This is a genomic window from Shouchella oshimensis (genome assembly GCF_004375095.1).
GTDB lineage: Bacteria > Bacillota > Bacilli > Bacillales > Bacillaceae_D > Shouchella > Shouchella oshimensis.
Window position 1 is genome coordinate 83,127 of sequence record NZ_SNUX01000001.1, and the last position, 19,673, is coordinate 102,799.

At 39.9% G+C, this 19,673-nt stretch carries 21 protein-coding genes; 7 read left to right on the forward strand and 14 right to left on the reverse strand.

The genetic code is table 11. The features are described from left to right. Window positions 1–35: 35 nt before the first annotated feature. Entirely contained in the window at window positions 36–4,586 is a 4,551-nt protein-coding gene (gene gltB / locus E2L03_RS00415; RefSeq protein WP_134258412.1) for a glutamate synthase large subunit, read from the reverse strand. Window positions 4,587–5,073: 487 nt separating this feature from the next. Between gltB and E2L03_RS00420 the strand changes: the two genes are divergently transcribed. The 3 genes from E2L03_RS00420 (at window position 5,074) to E2L03_RS00430 (ending at window position 8,077) form a co-directional block, all read left to right on the forward strand. Then, window positions 5,074–6,039 (forward strand): toxic anion resistance protein, encoded by a 966-nt coding sequence (locus tag E2L03_RS00420; RefSeq protein WP_051667740.1) that lies wholly within the window; start codon window positions 5,074–5,076, stop codon window positions 6,037–6,039. A 21-nt stretch (window positions 6,040–6,060) separates the two neighbouring features. After that, entirely contained in the window at window positions 6,061–6,981 is a 921-nt protein-coding gene (locus E2L03_RS00425; RefSeq protein ID WP_038480088.1) for a hypothetical protein, read from the forward strand. Window positions 6,982–7,063: 82 nt separating this feature from the next. After that, window positions 7,064–8,077 (forward strand): DUF2777 family protein, encoded by a 1,014-nt coding sequence (locus E2L03_RS00430; protein WP_124742121.1) that lies wholly within the window; start codon window positions 7,064–7,066, stop codon window positions 8,075–8,077. Between the two features lie 20 nt (window positions 8,078–8,097). Here the strand turns inward: E2L03_RS00430 and E2L03_RS00435 are convergent, their stop codons facing one another. Genes E2L03_RS00435 through E2L03_RS00450 form a run of 4 tightly spaced genes read right to left on the reverse strand, consistent with a single transcriptional unit; the run spans window position 8,098 to window position 11,441 of the window. Further along, a complete protein-coding gene (locus tag E2L03_RS00435; protein WP_055737685.1) occupies window positions 8,098–9,570 on the reverse strand; it encodes a PH domain-containing protein in 1,473 nt (490 codons plus the stop codon). Beyond that, window positions 9,563–10,045: a PH domain-containing protein gene (locus tag E2L03_RS00440; RefSeq protein WP_038480097.1), complete on the reverse strand. Its 483-nt coding sequence runs from the start codon at window positions 10,043–10,045 to the stop codon at window positions 9,563–9,565. Before E2L03_RS00440 ends, E2L03_RS00435 begins: the two co-directional genes overlap by 8 nt. Before the next feature lie 48 nt (window positions 10,046–10,093). After that, on the reverse strand, window positions 10,094–10,312 hold the full coding sequence (locus E2L03_RS00445; RefSeq protein WP_038480100.1) for a type 2 periplasmic-binding domain-containing protein: 219 nt from the start codon (window positions 10,310–10,312) through the stop codon (window positions 10,094–10,096). Window positions 10,313–10,325: 13 nt separating this feature from the next. Continuing rightward, a complete protein-coding gene (locus E2L03_RS00450) occupies window positions 10,326–11,441 on the reverse strand; it encodes a conserved virulence factor C family protein (protein ID WP_038480103.1) in 1,116 nt (371 codons plus the stop codon). A 146-nt stretch (window positions 11,442–11,587) separates the two neighbouring features. Between E2L03_RS00450 and E2L03_RS00455 the strand changes: the two genes are divergently transcribed. Next, window positions 11,588–12,313 carry a metallophosphoesterase family protein gene (locus E2L03_RS00455; RefSeq protein WP_038480106.1) on the forward strand — a complete coding sequence of 242 codons (726 nt, stop codon included), beginning with the start codon at window positions 11,588–11,590 and terminating at the stop codon, window positions 12,311–12,313. A 45-nt stretch (window positions 12,314–12,358) separates the two neighbouring features. Here the strand turns inward: E2L03_RS00455 and E2L03_RS00460 are convergent, their stop codons facing one another. The 6 genes from E2L03_RS00460 to ilvA are packed head-to-tail and all read right to left on the reverse strand — an operon-like array spanning window position 12,359 to window position 16,279. Continuing rightward, window positions 12,359–12,766 (reverse strand): TlpA disulfide reductase family protein, encoded by a 408-nt coding sequence (locus E2L03_RS00460; protein WP_038480108.1) that lies wholly within the window; start codon window positions 12,764–12,766, stop codon window positions 12,359–12,361. 42 nt (window positions 12,767–12,808) lie between these two features. Beyond that, on the reverse strand, window positions 12,809–13,240 hold the full coding sequence (locus tag E2L03_RS00465; RefSeq protein WP_038480111.1) for a BrxA/BrxB family bacilliredoxin: 432 nt from the start codon (window positions 13,238–13,240) through the stop codon (window positions 12,809–12,811). Beyond that, window positions 13,224–13,553 carry a thioredoxin family protein gene (locus E2L03_RS00470; RefSeq protein WP_038480114.1) on the reverse strand — a complete coding sequence of 110 codons (330 nt, stop codon included), beginning with the start codon at window positions 13,551–13,553 and terminating at the stop codon, window positions 13,224–13,226. Before E2L03_RS00470 ends, E2L03_RS00465 begins: the two co-directional genes overlap by 17 nt. Continuing rightward, the gene (gene rnz, locus E2L03_RS00475) at window positions 13,546–14,487 is read right to left on the reverse strand and encodes a ribonuclease Z (RefSeq protein ID WP_038480117.1); all 942 of its coding nucleotides are present in this window, start codon (window positions 14,485–14,487) and stop codon (window positions 13,546–13,548) included. Before rnz ends, E2L03_RS00470 begins: the two co-directional genes overlap by 8 nt. Window positions 14,488–14,490: 3 nt before the next feature. Beyond that, the gene (locus E2L03_RS00480; RefSeq protein WP_038480120.1) at window positions 14,491–15,015 is read right to left on the reverse strand and encodes a type 1 glutamine amidotransferase domain-containing protein; all 525 of its coding nucleotides are present in this window, start codon (window positions 15,013–15,015) and stop codon (window positions 14,491–14,493) included. 19 nt (window positions 15,016–15,034) lie between these two features. Next, on the reverse strand, window positions 15,035–16,279 hold the full coding sequence (ilvA, locus tag E2L03_RS00485) for a threonine ammonia-lyase IlvA (protein WP_095150307.1): 1,245 nt from the start codon (window positions 16,277–16,279) through the stop codon (window positions 15,035–15,037). A 194-nt stretch (window positions 16,280–16,473) separates the two neighbouring features. Between ilvA and E2L03_RS00490 the strand changes: the two genes are divergently transcribed. Beyond that, window positions 16,474–16,671 (forward strand): hypothetical protein, encoded by a 198-nt coding sequence (locus tag E2L03_RS00490; RefSeq protein WP_038480126.1) that lies wholly within the window; start codon window positions 16,474–16,476, stop codon window positions 16,669–16,671. Window positions 16,672–16,730: 59 nt separating this feature from the next. Here the strand turns inward: E2L03_RS00490 and E2L03_RS00495 are convergent, their stop codons facing one another. Both E2L03_RS00495 and racA read right to left on the reverse strand, forming a co-directional pair. After that, a complete protein-coding gene (locus E2L03_RS00495; RefSeq protein WP_038480129.1) occupies window positions 16,731–17,108 on the reverse strand; it encodes a YppE family protein in 378 nt (125 codons plus the stop codon). 42 nt (window positions 17,109–17,150) lie between these two features. After that, window positions 17,151–17,681: a chromosome-anchoring protein RacA gene (gene racA / locus E2L03_RS00500; RefSeq protein ID WP_051667522.1), complete on the reverse strand. Its 531-nt coding sequence runs from the start codon at window positions 17,679–17,681 to the stop codon at window positions 17,151–17,153. 184 nt (window positions 17,682–17,865) lie between these two features. On the opposite strand from racA, the gene E2L03_RS00505 reads away from it, so the two are divergent. Then, entirely contained in the window at window positions 17,866–17,976 is a 111-nt protein-coding gene (locus E2L03_RS00505) for a spore protein (RefSeq protein ID WP_134258414.1), read from the forward strand. A gap of 28 nt (window positions 17,977–18,004) precedes the next feature. Here E2L03_RS00505 and E2L03_RS00510 read toward each other — a convergent pair whose 3' ends face one another. Continuing rightward, the gene (locus E2L03_RS00510) at window positions 18,005–18,907 is read right to left on the reverse strand and encodes a DUF2515 family protein (protein ID WP_134258415.1); all 903 of its coding nucleotides are present in this window, start codon (window positions 18,905–18,907) and stop codon (window positions 18,005–18,007) included. Between the two features lie 162 nt (window positions 18,908–19,069). Between E2L03_RS00510 and recU the strand changes: the two genes are divergently transcribed. After that, window positions 19,070–19,663, forward strand: coding sequence for a Holliday junction resolvase RecU (gene recU, locus E2L03_RS00515; RefSeq protein WP_055737680.1), 594 nt, complete (start codon window positions 19,070–19,072; stop codon window positions 19,661–19,663). Window positions 19,664–19,673: the final 10 nt, after the last annotated feature.

Here is a 19,673-nt window from a genome sequence, read left to right on the forward strand (position 1 = left end):
GGAAGAGGGTTCTCAACCACTCTTCCCTTTTCTATTTAAACATTTGATAGCTTCGTTATTTTTTCATCAAAGGCAGCGAGCGCCGCTTCATCATCATTTAATCCTTCTTGCTTCCGTCGCTCAATAGCAGAAAGCATTTGCTTGTAATCTTTAGGGATCACTTTCACAAAATGCTCTTTGTGCTCTTCCCAATTTGAAAGAATCATTTCTCCGTGGGTGCTGCTTGTAAAACGAACGTGCTCTTCTATAAGTGTTTTTACCAACGATTCGTCACCTGATGCTAACGATTCTAACAAGATCATTTCATGGTTGCTCTTTTCCGCAATACACGCCTCTGGGTCATACACATAAGCTGTTCCACCGGACATACCAGCTGCGAAGTTTTTGCCGACATTACCTAAGTTAATACAAATGCCACCGGTCATATACTCAAGACCATGATCGCCCATTCCTTCAATTACGACTTGTGCACCAGAGTTACGAACGCCAAACCGCTCACCTGCTTGACCTGCGATAAATGCTTTCCCACTTGTCGCACCATAGAAAGACGTATTCCCTATAATGACGTTATCTTTCGCTACAAAAGCCGCTTCCTTAGGCGGAAATACGTTAATTTGACCACCTGATAAGCCTTTTCCAGTGTAATCATTCGCATCTCCTTCAAGTGTTAGCGTTACACCTTTTGGAATAAACGCTCCAAAGCTTTGACCAGCTGAGCCTGTAAAACAGAATTGAATGGTATGTTCACTCAATCCAGCTAAACCATAAGCTTTGCTCACCTCACTACCAACAATCGTTCCAACAACTCGGTCAGTATTCCGAATAGTTGTTTGATAGGATACTTTTTCACCATTTTCAATAGCTGGTTTTGCTTGTTCAAGTAATTCCCGGACGTCCAGAGACTGATCTAGTTTGTGATTTTGTTCAACTTGTTTGATTTGTTGCTGCTCACTTGTATTTGCTGGACGATAAAGCACACTCGATAGATCAATTGAATTGGCTTTCTCATTTGTCGTTGTACGTTGGGTTAATAAGTCAGAGCGACCAACCAGTTCGTCAATGGTTTTAACGCCTAATTCCGCCATAATTTCACGCATCTCTTCCGCGATGTACGTCATGAACGTAACAATTTGATCAGCTTCACCAGTGTATTTTTTTCGTAATTCAGGATTTTGAGTCGCTATTCCAACTGGACAAGTATCAAGATGGCAAACTCTCATCACAACACAGCCAAGCACAACGAGAGGCGCAGTTGAAAAAGCAAACTCCTCTGCACCTAAAAGTGCGGCAATGACAACATCTCTTCCTGTCATTAATTTCCCGTCTGTTTCAAGAGTCACGCGGTTGCGCAGATTATTTAACAATAAAGTCTGATGGGTCTCCGCAAGACCGATTTCCCACGGTAAGCCAGTATGTTTAATACTTGTGCGTGCTGCTGCACCTGTTCCACCATCGTAGCCACTAATGATAATTCCGTCAGCACTTCCCTTGGCAACACCAGCGGCAATAGTGCCTACCCCAGTACCCGCTACAAGTTTTACGCTTACTTTGGCAGACGGGTTAGCATTTTTTAAATCATGAATGAGCTCAGCTAAATCTTCTATTGAATAGATATCATGGTGAGGCGGCGGTGAGATTAGTCCTACGCCAGTTGTCGATCCCCGAACTTCTGCAACCCATGGGTACACTTTTTGCCCAGGTAATTGACCACCTTCACCAGGCTTTGCGCCTTGTGCCACTTTAATTTGAATTTCATCTGCGTTTACCAAATAATTACTCGTTACACCAAAACGACCTGAAGCAACCTGTTTAATAGAACTTCTACGTAAATCACCATTCTCATCTGGTGTAAAACGAGATGGATCTTCCCCACCTTCACCGGTGTTGCTTTTCGCTCCAAGGCGATTCATCGCAATCGCAAGAGTCTCGTGGGCTTCTTTTGAAATGGAACCAAATGACATCGCGCCGGTACGGAAACGCTTTACAATAGAGGAAGCCGGCTCAACTTCTTCAATTGAAATAGGTGTTGCTTGTTTAAACGATAAGAGACCACGTAAAGATGTTTGCTTCTCGTCTTGTGTATTAATTGCATTTGTATAATGTTTGAATAAATTGTAATCAGCAGTTCGACAAGCTTGTTGCAGCATATGAATGGTATGAGGGTTGTATTGATGCGCCTCACCATCTCTTCTCCACTGTAAATCATCGCCAGAGTCTAACTGGTCATCATCCCCTGCACGAGTCGTAAAACCTCGGCTATGACGAACGAGCACTTCTTTGGCAATGTCTTTTAACTGAATCCCACCAATACGAGATGGTGTCCAAGTAAAATGTTGGTCAATCACATCAGGGTGAATGCCAATTGCTTCAAAAATTTGTGCCCCTCTATAACTATGAATCGTTGAAATTCCCATTTTTGATAATACTTTCATTAATCCTTTTGTTACACCGTTTACATAGCGGCTACAAGCTTCAACATAATGATACTCTGTTAACAATTCTTCCTGAATCCACTCATCAATTGTATCGAATACAAGATAGGGGTTAATCCCTTCTGCGCCATAACCAATTAATAACGCATGATGATGAACTTCTCTCGGCTCTCCTGATTCAAGAAGGAGACTGACGTCTGTTCGTTTTCCAGTGCGAATAAGATGATGGTGCAGACTGGACACAGCTAATAAAGCAGGAATTGGTGCTTCATCAGCCGTTACATCTCGATCACTTAATATAAGGAGAGTTTTTCCTGCCTCAATCGCTTGATCTGCTTTCGTGCATAGTGTTGCTAATCCTTCTGCTAGACCTGCTTCATTAGCTGGAAAAAGCATTGGGATGGTTTCCGCTTCAAATCCAGCTAATTGATTAGAGCGTAACTTTGCTAATTCTTCATTATTTAAAATCGGTGTAGGTAAATGAATATGTTGACAACTTTCTTTTTTCGGATCTAATAAGTTTCCTTCTTTTCCAATGGTCGTTCCTTGCGCTGTTACAACCTTTTCACGAATGGCATCAATAGGCGGATTTGTTACTTGCGCGAATAGCTGCTTAAAATAATTGTACAAAAGTTGAGGCTTCTTTGAGAGCACCGCAAGTGGCGAGTCATAGCCCATTGACCCAACTGGATCATTTTCTTCTTTCACTAATGGCATAATCATTTTATTTAGCTCTTCGTACGTATAACCAAAAATAAATTGTCTTAGACGAATATGCTCAAATTCTGTTTCTGGAACGTTTGCCGTTTCTAAAACATCATCAATATGGCGTAAACCATCACGCACCCATTCTTCATAAGGGTGTTCAGAGGCAATGGATTGCTTAATTTCTTCGTCAGGGATAAGGCGCCCTTCTTCAAGATCTATAAGCAATAATTGACCTGGATGAAGGCGTTCTTTTTTCACAATGGTATGAGACGGTAATTCGAGAACCCCTACTTCGGAACTCATTACAATCATGTCGTCACTTGTTAAATAATAACGAGATGGTCTTAATCCATTACGGTCAAGGGTCGCACCAATTTTTGTTCCATCTGTAAAGACAATGGCAGTTGGTCCATCCCACGGTTCCATTAGCGTGCTGTGATATTCATAAAAAGAGCGGCGCGTCGTATCCATTTGCGCATTATTTTGCCATGGCTCAGGCACCATCATCATGGCTGCATGGGCAAGGGATCTTCCTGAAAGGGATAAAAATTCTAACGTGTTGTCAAACATTGAAGAGTCACTGCCATCCTGATCAATAATAGGATGTAATTTCTGTAAGTCATTCCCAAACACAGGCGTTTCAAATTTCGCTTCCCGCGCATGCATCCAATTAACATTCCCTTTGATCGTGTTAATTTCTCCGTTATGAATCATATAGCGATTCGGATGAGCACGCTCCCAGCTAGGAAATGTGTTTGTACTAAATCTTGAATGAACGAGTGCAAGTGCAGATGTAAACAACGGATCACTTAAATCTAAGTAAAATAGAGTTAATTGTGCAGTTGTTAACATCCCTTTATACACAATAGTCCGACTAGAGAAACTGGCAAAATAAAATGAATGCTCTGACGACATTTGGACTTCATGTTCAGCCCGTTTTCGGATTACGTAGAGCTTTCGTTCCAATTCTAAGCCAGTCAGGTTTGTTTTTGGTGAAACAAAGAGCTGTTCAATAATAGGCATGGATTGCAAAGCTGCATTTCCAAGAGAAGATGAATCAGTAGGAACATCACGCCAATGAATGAGATCAACTTCTTCTTCTGCTACAATCGCTTCAATTTGTTGTTTCACTTCGGCTCTCGTTTGTTTATGACGAGGAAGGAAGACCATGCCGACAGCATATTCGCCTTTATCCCTTTGAATAAGTCCTTTTTCACGAAAAAACGCATGTGGGATCTGTGTTAATATACCAGCGCCATCTCCAGTGTTTTCTTCATCTCCCTGACCACCACGATGTTCGAGGTTTTCAAGTAACAGAAGCGCGTCCTTTACTGTTTTATGTGTCGCTTTTCCCTTAACATTAGCTAAAAAACCAATGCCGCAGTTATCATGTTCAAAGTTCGGATCGTATAACCCTTGTTTTTTTGGTAAGTATGGGACTCGCATGGTTTCACCCTCTCTCTTATAAACTCTCTCCAGTAAACATTTTTTGTTTAGTACATCGTAAAACGGTCTTCACTAGCAAATTGTATAAATACCAAAATAACCGCATAAAAATTCATGATTGCTTACTAAAAGAACTGTCCGTCACCAACACACAAATGTGCAAAGACGAACATTTCGAAATAACCTAAAAAAATTATTCTGTGTTAGAAGTTTAGCGATTTTTTTGTTATTCGTCAAGATTGAAGTGCATTTTTGTTAAGATAATTCCCGATTTACCTGCAAATAAATTGCTTAACATTGCATTTTCGTTCATAATAGAAAGATAAAAAATGAAACGTTTTTCATTCCATTTCGTATATAAAGAAAACGAATCTATTAACCTGCTGGAGGTTCCACTATGAGTGATAAACCCTTACAAAACCATAACCAAAATGATGCAATACAGTCTTCTGAAGGCATAGACAATCAATTATCACATCTCCCTTCCATGGAAAGTGAAACGGATTTACAAGACCTATTTAAGAAGCTCGACACTTTAGGAGAAGTAGAGCAACGTGAAGCTGGTGAATCGTTAGAAGCTTTAAAACGTCCGGTTCGAGAAATGATGGGCGATGAGTCAAATACATTACCAAAACAATTACATGAACTGCGGGAAGTCGTCGGACAGCTTGAGCCTGACCACTTAAAAGATTCACAAATCAAGAAACTATTCAATCGCCTCATTCGTCGTAACCCAATTGAACAATACGTACGACGCTATCAAACAGTCGAAGCACAAGTTGATCACATTGTAGAGGGCTTGTTGACAGGAAAAGATAAACTGCAAGAAGATAACGTTATGTTAAAAGAACTAAAAGTTGTCGCAAGAGAGCGCATTGGTAATTTAAACGAGCAAATTTCAATGGGAAAAGAATTGCATGAAATGCTTGAAAAAGAGATGACGTCAGAAAAATGGGCGGATAATGCCAATGAATTGAAAAAAGGCCAATTAAAAGTGACGACTCGAATGAAAAATATGCAGCAAGCCGTTATGGTGTTGCAGCAATCTCTTGCATCTGTTGACCTTATAATGGAAAATAACGAAAAACTTGAAGAAGCCATTTTTAACGCTATTACGATGACAAAAAACATCATTACAGTAACAGCCTCCATTCAGCTTGCATTAACCAATCAGAAAAAGGTTATTTCTGCTGTCCAAAATGTGAATCAAGCAACAGAGTCTATGTTGCTCTCAAATGCGGAACTGTTAAAACAAAATACAGAAGAAACGTTAAAAACGTTAGAAGAGCCTGCGATTGCTCTTGATGCATTTCGAAAAGCGTACGATAATGTCTATAAAGCCATTGAACTTACGGAAGAATCAAATGAACGAATTGTTTCAAGCGGAAAGCAGTTTATAGAAGAAATGGATAAATTAAACTCAGAAATGCAAACAAAATTGCTAAATCGCTAAAACTGCAGGAGGTAGAGATGTGTGAAATTCTTTTCTACGACAGGACTACTTGATTTCTTCACACCTGCTTATAAGCGGCCTGTTGATGATCATATTATACAAGACGAGACAACGACTCGCTTAATAAACGACACAGAACGATTATTAAAACGAATGACTGAAAATGCGACGGGTAAAAATGAACGCAAAAATATCCGGCGACGTCAGAAAGACTGGGATATTCGTGTAAAGATTAATTACAACTATATTCGTCTTATTGTAGCTGATACAAAAAATTCTCGTTCTCCTATTCATAAACGGTTACGAATTGTTTGTTACCGAAAGTATATTAAGTCTTCAAATGGAATGGGGAAAATTAAAGAAGCTACGATTCATTATTTAAAAGATGGACGGACACATGTGCGCTCTCTCTTGAACGTCTCACACTTTAAAGGCATATTATATGGTATTCATCAATTAGACCTAGCGTATGTTGGAACAAAATCAACTGAAGTTTCACTAGAACGTTTGAGTGGTCATGAGCAACAATTAAAAAGCGAACACGCAAACGACATTCGGGTGCTTGTGCAAGAAGCGAAGCGCTATGTACAGGCAATGGACACCCTATCAATTGATCCAATGCTCGATAATCGCTTGCAACGAATTTTAACGCATGTAGGTAAACTGGAAGACGATTTTCAACTATTTGACTTTGAAGATAAACATACTGTACGACGATTATTACGAGAAGACATCCCTAACTTAATGGGTGCATTCTTTGCGCTATCTAAGCAAAATCAACTTGAGCAAAGGGACAATGTTTTTGTATCCCTTTCTAAAATGGAATTATCTCTCATCCGTCTCCTAGAAGAACTTGAGAAAACGAAAATTGAACGGATGAACCATGTGATGCGCTTGCAAGAATTACGCTACGGCGCTAATGAAAAGCAGAATGAAGAATAACGATTTAGGCGCTACACTTGCAGGAGTGTGGCGCTGTTCGTTATAATAGCAGTAAGATTTTAATGGTAAAGGTGAGGATGAAATGGATCGATATGAAGCGCAACAACAAATTGGCAGCCTTCTCGTCATCGATCTCGGTGAAAAGGGAACGTACTTAGGTGAGCTACTATCGGTACTGACCGAGCCAAAGAAACCATGGCGCGGACGTATTCAAATTAAATCTGTCGTAACGCTGCCTGAATTTATCTTCCAAAATGAAACGATTGCCATTCATGAAATTCCCTATTCGGAGGATGATGTCGATACGTTTGCGAGTCAGTATTTAACAACAAGATCGCCACATATACACGTAGAATCGTATATTGATTCCATTTTAACGGACTTAAAAAAACGGTATATTCGCTTGAAAAATAATGGTGCTCCTTCCGCTGTAGAGATAGAGGCTCTTGAAGTCTATATTAAAACAATGACAAGTCAAAAACGTAAAAAGAATCGTCTCGTAAAAAGTGAGCAACAGGATGAAGAGCAAACGCCTTCATTTGTTGAGTATACCTTCCATGTAAAAGGTGACGATTATTTTCTTCAGGATTCTAAAGGTGAGCAACTACCGTTAACAGTCTCTCATTTTCACTATACTTGGAACCAACAAGGGCAGCTTGTTACTGGCCGCTACGAAGGTGACGGTATCTTTATTCGAGAAAACGGTAGCCGATTTATCCCAAACGAAGGTGATCTGATTCTCATTGATAAAGAACAGTTTAATCCGTACTCTATTTTCCAAACGGAATTAGAGCCAGCTGCCTTACAAGGTTTTGAGCACAACTTAGCGTTGCATCATGTATCTCATAAAGATCTGATTCATTGTTATAACGCTCTTATTGATCAACTGTTTCATTCTGAATCAACCACAACATTTCGAGGAGTTAATTTCTTAACGTATCAAACGGATGATCAGTTTGTTTTAGTACAACATCATTTTAAAAGAGAGCTTCGTTCACAACAACAGCCTTCAAAGGACACTGTCTACGATCGATTTGAATTTACAACAGATAAAGGAAAACGAACAATCGCCCTTTATACAAATGCTTACCAATAAAAAGTGTAGTCCCATGAGGACTACACTTTTCTTGTTGAATCATGGCTCTCTTGATAAGAATACCATTTATATAGCTCATGACTCGTATCGTGACTAATATCTTTTACAGCAAAAGACTTCCCTGCCATACTTGATTGCACGTGTAACTCAAACGTTGCTAGTTCTTTACGCTTTTGTAGCCATGAAACTTGTTTTGCAATGGACTGAATTTTTCTTTTACGTGAAATGATAAGCGATTGCCCAATTGTCCGGTAGCGTAGCCAGACAAATTCACCTTCAGCCCCTGCACCTGCATCTTTGTATTGAAACCAAGCAAGGATGCTTGCAACAGCGATAACAATCAGTCCAAGAGAACCGATCCATCCCCAGAAGTATACTGCAGCAGCGGTTAACAGCACTGGAATGATTAGCATACGAATAAAAAAGCGTCTCGCTGCACGAGCTGGAGCTGCCGTTAACGGTGTGTCGATGGCATAGTCAGGAACAACGGTTTCCAAAAAACCTTGTAAATCCCTTTTATGGATAAGGGGTACGAGCAAGGTCGATCCTTGTTCATTGTTGTTTCCCCCTCCTGCCGACTCCACATATACAGAAACGAAACCAAATGGCTGTCGAATCACACTTCGAATGACTCGAATCGCTGTGATTCGACTATACGCTAGTGTTAATTGCCGTTTTTCTAACAAACCTCTTTGAATGACCATTTCTTTATCATACGTTTCAATATGAAAGTTTCCATAGGTAACAATGGTTATAATACTTGAAATGAACCAAGATAGAATTAGAACCACAATAGCCATGCCAATTAACAATAGCATACTTAAGCTAACGACTGTTTCAAAGGTATCTTCATATATAGAATCTGGAATAAATTGAGCTGTTTGCGAGAGCAACGCAATAACAGCAGATAAAACAAGACCAACACTACTTGAGGTGAGAGCAGTATACACTAATCGCCTTTTACCTAATTGCCAAACAGTACGGGGAGTCTGTTCGATTTCATCAAGTGGTTCTCCCTCATCATTCATATCTTCTTCTTCACCATTGGGCTGAGTCGCTGCACGTGGTTCTTTTAAAAGAAGCGTCCGAATCGAATCTGCTTCCTTTTTTGTAACAGCAACAAGCTCTGCCTCTGCTTCCATACCACCACCAGCTGTATCAATATTAACTTTCACAAGCCCAAAAATGCGTTGTAAAACGCCAGCCGAAATATTGATGGCTTGCACACGCTTTTTTTGAATGTACCGCTTTTTCTTTACAAAAACACCCTGTTCTACGTAAAGTTCGCCTTCTTCAAGAGAGTAGCGAAACTTATACCAGCTCAACCAGCTAAAGCCAATTGATACGAGGATTAATCCAGCTAACGCTAAGAAAAAAAGCCACAATAAGCCTTGAAAAAAAGCCACAATCGCAAACGGAACTGCAAGTTGAAAAAGTCCTTTAGCAGCATTAATAAAAATAGCTGCTACATGTTGCCGCTTTACCTCATTCATCTTCATGCACCGATGCAAGAGACGCAATTTGATCTCGCAATGCATCTGCCTCTTCTATAGTAAGTGTTGGAATTTGATGAGTTGTTGCGGCTGTTGTAATCGAGACCGCTGCCATTTTGTATCGTCTTAAAATTGGACCTTGTTCTGTATCAACGTGCTGTACCCGAACCATTGGCACAAGCGTTCTTCTCACGATTAAAACACCTTGTTGAATATCAATTTCATCGTCAAACACTTCGTATCGAAACCGGTACCATTGAATGGTTGGCCAAATGAGGATACGCGTTACACCATATACAATAACCAAACCGGCTAATACCCACGTAATCCAAGTAAAGAAACGTTCAAATATGTATGCCTGCACAAAAAAGTAGACAACTGGAACAAGAGCAAAAAACAATGTATCAAATAAATTCTGAATACGCCATACTTGAATTGCTTTTTTCGGTAATCGTAATTCAGGTTGCTTTCGCATACCATTCCTCCCTCTTTTAATAAAGGAATAACATGTCATTGCGACATGTTATTCCTCCTCATCAGTCACTTCAGTGATCGTTACACCTTGCTCTTCTAACCACGTTAACAATTGTTTATTTTCTTCTTGATCGTACAATAAGCCGATTGAGGGAACGATCTCGACCTCTTCTAAATGACCTTTTGCTGCATCATCAATAATTTCAACAATATCTTCTTTACCTTCTCGCTCTAGCTTCTCTCTTAGAGCATTTATCATCGGTGTCATGGTTTAACTCCTTTTATTTGTTTCGTGCTTCTGTCATTTGTTTCCAAACAGAGCCTTTTGCTTCTTCGCCACCTTGAATACGCTCTAACGCCATTTTCACTTGTAGCGCTACTTCGAATTCAGGGTCATCTTCCGCTGCTTGCAAAGCTGGAATTGCTTCGTCTGTTCCAACTTCATAAAGAAACATGGCAGCGCGCCAGCGAACAATTTTACTTGAATCTTGTAGAGAAGCAATCATAGCAGGAATCCCTTTTTCTGAACCAATATCAGACATACAATCGCCAGCTGTACGTCGTACCGTTACAGAAGGATCGTTCAACGCTTTTTCAAGAAGAGGTAATACACTTTCTGTTTCAATCATCCCTAAGTACATTGTTGCTAATCGACGAATGGACGCTTTATCATCTTGTAAAGCAAGCTCTAAAACAGGAAGGTCTTTTTCTTTTGGATCCATTTGTTCTAAAGATGCATAACGATTGCGCCAATCTGGATCTTGAAGCATTTCTCTCGTTACTTCTTTAAAACGTGCAGCAAACGCTTCAGCGGCTTCTTTTTCGCCTTGGGCAAGCTTCACTAAGCTGTCTAACCGTGTTTCTGAATAAGCGGCCTCTAACTCAGCTGTCACTTCATCAGCTACGTGCTCTAGCTCACCGTAACGGGGTGCTTGATCATCCCACTTCCGCTCAAGTACGACGTTGTCCCCCTCTTGTTCAGCATGACCAATGGCTTGCACAAAGCGGTCAGGTAACGCTCTTCTTACTTCTCTTTCATCGTCTGTTACTTTTACTTGCATAGGAATTCCTTTAAACATCTGTACTTGAACACGGACTTCCCCGAAGCCTTCTTGAACAGATGCTTCTTGATTCTGATCTGACGCTTCACCAAATAATGCGCGAATTTCAGGTAAAACAACTTTCCAATCTGCTTTTGGGAATCGATCAACGGCTAAAAAATCACCTACGTGATAAACAGCTTTTATGCCTTCTACAGCTAGGATAGCTTGAATAAATGACGGTGCTTGATCTTTGTTTTTTTCGCTATAAGTGGTGCTAGCTCCGTCATGTGCTTCACTTAAATTCAATTTCATCGTATTGGGACTTGGTGTCGGTTCAATAGAACGAATATGCATACGTACGTTTCCTCCTTGAGGCTTTATTCTCAGCTAAATTTTAACATGTCTATTGTGCCTTTACCAGTCGAACGCCTCTCTCTATCATTCTAGTTCCCTAACTGCTGGTCCATCTGTTACAATACAAGAAAGGAGGCTTCATTACGATGAGATTTGCTTTTTTATCAGATATCCATGGTAACGCAACAGCTTTGGAAGCGGTTTTAAATGACTTGCGAACACAACACATTGATCAGATTTACATACTTGGTGACCTTTGTTTTAGAGGGCCTGAACCGAAGCGTGTTCTTGAGCTTGTACAAGGCTCTGGAGCAAACGTTCTAAAAGGCAACGCTGACGAATGGTTAATTCGTGGATTTAAAGATGGAGAAATCCCGAAGGAACGTCTTGAACTGTTTCAGAAAGAGAGAGACTGGACGTTAAGCCGTTTAGATCAAGAAGATCTTGACTACTTAAAAAACCTTCCAACAGAATTTCTTATTGACGATGGGCAAGATTTAATCGTTCACGCCTTTCACGCAACACCAGCTAGTTTATTTGATGCAGTTCCACTTGATGATACGGCTAAAATTGAAAATGACATTATGATTCGTGATGAAGCAGATATCTACATTTATGGCCATACGCACCACCCTTACATTCGTAGCATCCACGGCAAAAATGTTGTTAATACTGGTTCAGTAGGGATGCCATTTGATGGTCACCCACTCTCATCCTATGTCATTATTGATATTGAAGACGGGAATCATTCCATTCAATTAAAACGTGTTCCGTACAACCGTGAGCACGTTGTAGAAATTTATAAGCAAAGTGGCTATCCAAACATTGAAGAAATGGGCGCAGTTATCTACTACGCAGTACAGCCAAAATAAAAAAGAGACGTCGCTTCCCGTTTGTGGACAAGCGACGTCTCTTTTTTAAACAATCGTTGTTAAACTAGCCATAATGGACGCTATCGAAGCGTTTTCTCCGAACCTATTCACAACGAGTAGTTCTTTATTTAACAATACGGTTGTCGGTACACCTTCACAGCCAAACTGATCGTATACAGTTGTTCCGTCATCTTTTAGCACGAGGAAATGGTGATTGTGCTGTTTGAGCCACTCTTGCAAATCGACTTCGCCTTCACGCCCTGTTACATTGATAGTGACAAAACAAAGTTGATCTTGGTCCATCGTTTGATAGAGTGCTCTTTTAGCAGCTAGATCTTTATAAGAATCTGGGCACCAAGACGTCCAAAAAGTGAGCATAACCGGACGCCCTTTCGCCTCTTTTTCCAATTCCCAACGTTCTCCACTACCTAATTTGTTTAATTTAAAATTCATAAAACACCTCTAAGAAAAAAACGTTCTCTGTAAAAAGAACGTTTAACAATGTTCGTTGTATGCTGTCGCCAAGTTACGAATGATGGCTTCAGGTTCTGCTCCCTCAATCTCTTCTCTAGGAATAAAATGAACCACTTCATTTCCTTTCAGCAATGCCATTGAAGGAGATGATGGCGCATACTCTGGAAACTTCGCACGCATTTGCGCTGTCGCGTCGCGATCTTGACCAGCAAATACGGTCACCAGTTGATCAGGTGTGCGATCATGTTTTAATGAATAAATTGCTGATGGACGTGCAAGCCCTGCCGCACAGCCACAAACAGAATTAATAAACACTAGTGTTGTTCCCTCTGCATCAGCCATAAACGTGTCCACTTCATCAACTGTTTTTAATTCTTCAAAACCAGCGTCTGTTAATTCTTTTCTCATCGGTAAAACGACTTGGCGCATGTATTCTTCATATGCTGTTGACATTAGTAGTAACCTCCTTTAAATGGTGCTGCAAATCGATCACAGACTTAAATTGATACGATAAGCGAATCTTTCTTCCATCCTTATAATAAATCATCGCTGGTACACTTTCAATTCGATTGCTCATCGCAAATTCAGGCGCAAGCTGTAGATTAAGTTTTAAAATAGGATCTGTAAACTCTTGAAGGCTCTCAACAACGTGAAGCATTTGTTCTGCTAGTTGACACGTTCCGCAAAATGGTGAGGAAACATAAACCCAACCTGTCCAATTCTGTTGTAGCCGCTTGTTAAGCTCTACAATGGAAGTTTCAATCATGAGTTGTTAATTCACCTTTCTTAGATAAGTTCAATACAAGCATGTCTTCTGCCACAATGACTGAAGGGAATGCTGTCTTAGCCTCATGAAGATAAAACGTTTCATTTTGGGCATAACGTGATGAGATGTGGGTTAAAACAAGGTGTTTTACATGGGCAGAAGTCGCCAGCTTTGCCACATCTTGAATGGTTGAATGTCCAAAGTCTCCTGCATGGGCTTGGTGATCAGAAGCAAATGTTGCTTCATGAACGAGTACATCGGCTTCCTTAGCTTGTACACTTACTTCCTCCACCGGAGCCGTATCTCCGCAAATAACCACCGTCCTACCTTTGATTGGCTCCTCGACGTAAAGAGAGCCATCAAGCCACTCTCCGTTTTCAAGTTGAACATGCTCACCTTTTTTAATCGCTGCATACAAAGGTCCAGGTGAAACGCCTTTCTCTTTTAATGCCTCTACATCGAGCTTTCCCGGCTTCGCTTGTTCTTCTATACGGAAACCAAAGCTTTGAACAGGGTGTTGTAAAGAGAACACCGTAATAGCACAGTCTTCATGTTCGAATTGACAAGAGCCAGCCAATTCAACAATGGTAAACGGGTATTTTAAAGCTGTATTCGTTGCCGCTAAAGAGTGCTCTATATACGCTTTAATACCTTTAGGGCCATAGAGCGTTAATGGTGTTTTCCCACCTTGAAAAGAGCGACTACTTAATAATCCAGGTAATCCATACACATGATCACCGTGAAGATGGCTTATAAAAATCGTCGAAATGGCCGGTATTGACAATGCTGAATGAAGAAACTGATGCTGTGTAGCTTCCCCACAATCAAATAACCAGACACCTCTTTTTTGTTCTAAAAACCGTAAAGCAAGTGCACTAACGTTTCGCTTTTTTGCCGGAACACCTGCTCCTGTTCCTAAAAAATGAAATTCCATCGCTTATTGTTCCGCCAACTTATCCGCAAACGCTTTAGCATAGGGTGGTAAATCTGGTGGGCGTCTGCTTGAGATAATATGTCCATCACCGATAACGGCTGTATCGTGCCATGTAGCCCCTGCATTAACCATATCGTCCTTAATACCTGGTGTGCTAGTTACATTTTTTCCTTGTAGGATATTTGCCGAAATTAATACCCAGCCCGCATGACAAATTTGTCCAATTGGCTTTTGAGCTTGATCCATTTCCTTCACAATAGAAAGCAGGGTTTCATAGCGTCGTAACTTATCTGGTGCCCATCCACCTGGAATTAAAATACCGTCATAATGAGAAGCTTGCACTTCATCAAATTCGTACGCAGCCGTTGCTGGTACTCCATACTTACCGATATAGGTCTTTCCTTTCTCATGTCCTACAAGATCAACAATGGCACCTTCTTCTTGTAAGCGAAGAATTGGATACCAAAGTTCTAAGTCTTCAAATTCTTCATCTACCGCAGCGATAATTTTCTTTCCTTTTAACCTCATATTGTCTCCTCTTCTTCCATTAAATTAGTAATGAAAATAGACTTTCATTTTTATTTACTTCTTCGTAACCAAAGCCTAGCTCGTTCATTCGCTGAATGAGCCCATCATAATCTTTATTCGACTTTAACTCGATGCCAATTAACACTGGTCCGCTTGATTTATTGTTTTTCTTCGTATATTCAAAGCGGGTTATGTCGTCTTCAGGTCCAAGTACATAGAGAATAAATTCTTTTAACGCTCCAGCCCGCTGAGGAAATTCTATAATAAAGTAGTGTTGTAATCCTTCATATACGAGAGAGCGTTCGCGTATTTCTTCCATACGACCAATATCGTTATTTCCACCGCTAACCACGCAAACGACGGATTTCCCTTTGATTTTATCCGCATAAAGATCTAAAGCTGCTATTGGCATCGCACCAGCAGGCTCGGCAACAATCGCATTTTCATTATACAGTTTAAGAATCGTCGTACATATTTTTCCCTCAGGGACTAAAATAATATCATCTAAGTATTGTTTACAAATATTGTACGTTTTTTCACCGACACGCTTAACTGCAGCTCCATCCACGAACTTATTAATTTCAGGGAGCTCCACTACACCGCCTTGCTTGATCGCTTCTTTCATCGATGCGGCGCCAGCTGGTTCACAGCCAATCATTTTAGTGGCGGGACTAATGCTTTTAATATATGTTGAAATGCCGCTAATCAATCCCCCACCGCCAATGGATGAGAAAATGAAATCAGGGGTTTCTTCCATATCATTCAATATCTCCAAGCCAACTGTTCCTTGACCAGCGATAATGTGATCCTGATCAAATGGATGAATAAACGCTAGGTTGTGTTCATCGCGGTAGCGCATAGCCTCTGCATAAGAATCATCAAACGTATCGCCAGTTAATCGAACATCAACGTAATCTCTGCCGAAAAATTCTACTTGCGCGACTTTTTGCTTCGGTGTTGTTGAGGGCATAAAAATAACGCCTTTAATTTTTAATGCTTGGCAAGAATACGCAACACCTTGGGCATGATTCCCTGCACTTGCACAGACTACACCAGCGTTTAATTCTTCTTTTGACAGCGAAGAAATTTGATAGTACGCTCCTCGAATTTTAAAAGAACGGACAACTTGAAGATCTTCACGTTTTAAATACACCGTACAACCGTACCGCTCTGAAAGTACTTGATCCTTTTGCAATGGCGTATGAGTAATAATGTCTTTAAGCATTTGATTTGCTCGAATAATATCTTGTAGGGTTGTCGCCATTTTACTACGTCCTTTCAGCTTAAACATTTACACATAAAATACTTCTTATAATGAAATAATCTTACCATAGTGTCGTACAAATAGAAATGGAATAGTGCTCTTGCACAAGCTGCATTCATCTCTTATAATAGAAGGTGTGAACGTTTGCACGTCCCTATACATAGTTGTAAACCGTCATTAAAGGAGGTTATGTCGTGTTCAAAAAAAGCGTTGTTGCTCTAATTATGATTGTGATTCTTTCTGTTCTTGTTTATGAACCAACTGCTTTAGCAGCTGCTGCAGAAGCTAGTGAAGGCGATAGTCCGGATACGATGTTACGATGGACGTTAAATATATTGTCTATTGCTACTCTAGGATTTTTGTCGTATTTAATTATTTTTGATCGTAATTAAAACCAATTAAGTATACTTAATTGGTTTTTTTGCGCAAAAAACCATCTAACGAATGGTCGTTAGATGGTTTTGTTGTTTGCATGCTTAATTTCTTCTAAAACTGCGTCAAGTACAAACGTAACAGATTTAAACGTTTCTCTTTGCCTTCTCATTCCAGAGGATGGATAAAAAGACTTAATCGCAACTACGTCTAAATTTTCAACTGTTTGTTCTACTTGGCTCACGTGAACAAGCTTTGTATAATGCTGCATCAGAAAAGGCTTTACTAGGCTTGCCCATTCCTGTGCGAGTGGCTGTACTTGATCAGCAAAGGGTTTTACTTTTCCATAAAAATCAACTTCATAAGCAGGATCCTTTTTTACAACATCAATATAGAAAGTTTCTGCTTCTTTTGTAAGCGCGCGTAGCGCTTCCGTCGTCTGTTTTAACCTGTCCATTCGTAACACCTCGACTGTTAGTGTAGCAAGGAATAACGAATTTTAAAAGCTAAAAAAAGAAAGAATGGCTTTCCATGTCCGATGAGGATAACGCTTTGGCTCTTTAAACGGTCTACCATTGCCATCGTCTTCTTGTTGATATCGCTCTTCCATTTGAATTAAACGATTTTCAAGCCGATCCAAAACCTTCATCATATCATCAAGTTCTGAACGATGCTTTAAAAGCTGATAGCTAACAACATCATCCGCTTTCGTCTCTAATCGTTGCTCAAGTACGTGAACTTGCTGGTACATTTGCTCTAACTTTGCGTCATATTGCTTCTTTGGAACTGATGGGATACGCTTTTCCTTTTTGTGCTTCGAATCCGAATCAAGTGATATGTCTTTTAACTTTTTTCCTGCTCGCAACTGTTCCTGTATAGAGCGAAATAATGGTACATGTTCATCTGTATATAAAAAATGTCCCTGCTCGTTTACATCGCACGAAATCTTAAAAAACTTTGTCCATCGTTGAATGGTCGTTGGGTTGACACCTAGCTCCATTGATACTTCCTTTGTTTTATAACTCGCCATTTTCGGTTCACTCCTCAACCTTTTGTCGTTGCTATACACATTCTCCCTTCACTCTGTTATTCCTACAAGGCTGACAAAACTAGTTTTCATTCAACAAAGATTGTAGAAATCCATTTTATCCCCATTTATTCGACGGATAATTTGCGATTTGTTGCCTCATACTGTTGCTAAGGGGGTGATTTTGTTGAAAGAGAAAAAACAACGACAAAAAGAATCAAAGAAAACCACGAAAAGAGAGCATGCCACTAAGGATTTAGACAAAAAACTAGGTGGTCCAAATCGACCAGCGGAATAAATAAAAAAGCTGTATCACACAGCTTTTTTTATTTGTCTTTTGTTAGCCAGTTCAACCAAGCTAGTTCCATTTGAGCTACGTACACATTGACTTTTTTCGGCTTACATACTTCCAGCGGTGTAAAAAGCCGCTCTACTTTCTCTGGTTGCTGGGACTCATACCAATCCGTTTGTTCAACGTTAGCATGTGAACATCGAGGGTACACGACTCGAAGGGGTAAACTTTTTCTCGTGACACCATAATCGCCTCTTGAGCCAGTTGGTTCTACTTCATCCATAAATTGATGAAATGAATACTGTAGTGTTGGGTGATACAGTAAATGAGCTAACCGTTTTCCTAGTTCAATTCTTTTTATCGGGTTTGCAAAATTTTTGATACATTCACCATACATTGTATTCACCGTACACGGTAACTGTGGGAAAAGAACATGGCTAAAATGAAGGTAAGACTCCATTTTATATAAAGCCGATTGAAAAAATGCTTCTACTTTTGATCGTTGAAACAACCGCTCCTCCACCATCATTTGTTCATTAATGATCAATGCAATTAAAAGACGCCATTCATCCTTTTCTTCTAAAAATCGATTCCACTCTCGTATCATAAAAATAGACACACCATGTTCTTGTAGCGATAACACCTGCCATTTTCCAGTTCGTTTATACGCTTCGTACATTAAAAGCTGAGGATAAGCGTCTCGAAAAATGAGCCAGTTTGCCCGTTCATAAATCCAAGCAATGTTCTGTCTTGTTGAACGAGATAATAAAGAACGGAAGGGTTCAATGGTTAAATCTGTTAAATTCCAGCCCGCATTACGAGACACCATCCCGGCTAAACGTGCCCAACGAATTTCTGGGTGCTTACGTCCAAATTGCTCATATGCCTTTGTTCGTGCTATATTGTCAACATTAAAAGTAGCTACTCGTCGATCCATTTCATGTTTTCCCTCATTTTTTCATTAATTTTTCAACAGATCGCGTGTTCTCTTCCGTTACTTTTTTCCATTGTATGTTAAACTATAGATTGGCTTACTAATTACCTTTCCTCGATATCTTCAAAACCATGCGAACAATTTTACCGGGAAGGTTGTGAGAACTTGTCTATTCAATATCCTAATGGAAAACGTTATCGGACGAATCAACAATTAAATAAGCCAAATGCATCTATTGCTTATGGTGGAAGAGGTATGTCTTTTGAAGCGGACATCGATGAATCGAATCAATTTTACTTAATGAAAGAAAAAGCTGTTATTCATAAAAAACCAACGCCTATTCAAATTGTACAAGTAGACTACCCAAAGCGTAGTGCCGCCGTTATTAAAGAGGCCTATTTTAAACAAGCATCTACCACCGATTATAATGGCGTATATAAAGGTCGTTACATTGATTTTGAAGCGAAGGAAACAAAAAACAAGACGTCCTTTCCTTTGCAAAATATTCACTTACACCAAGTCAATCATATGCGAACGGTTGTTCAGCAAAATGGTATTTGCTTTTTATTGATTCGTTTTTTCTATACACAAGAAGTCTATTTGCTCGATGCACCTACACTGATTTCGTTTTATGATAACCAAAAAGAGCGAAAGTCAATAAAAAAAGCAGATATCGAAACATACGGTCATATGGTTCATACAGGATATCAGCCGTTTGTTGATTATTTACGAACGGTCGACGAACTCTATATTAAGTAAGCATCAAAGG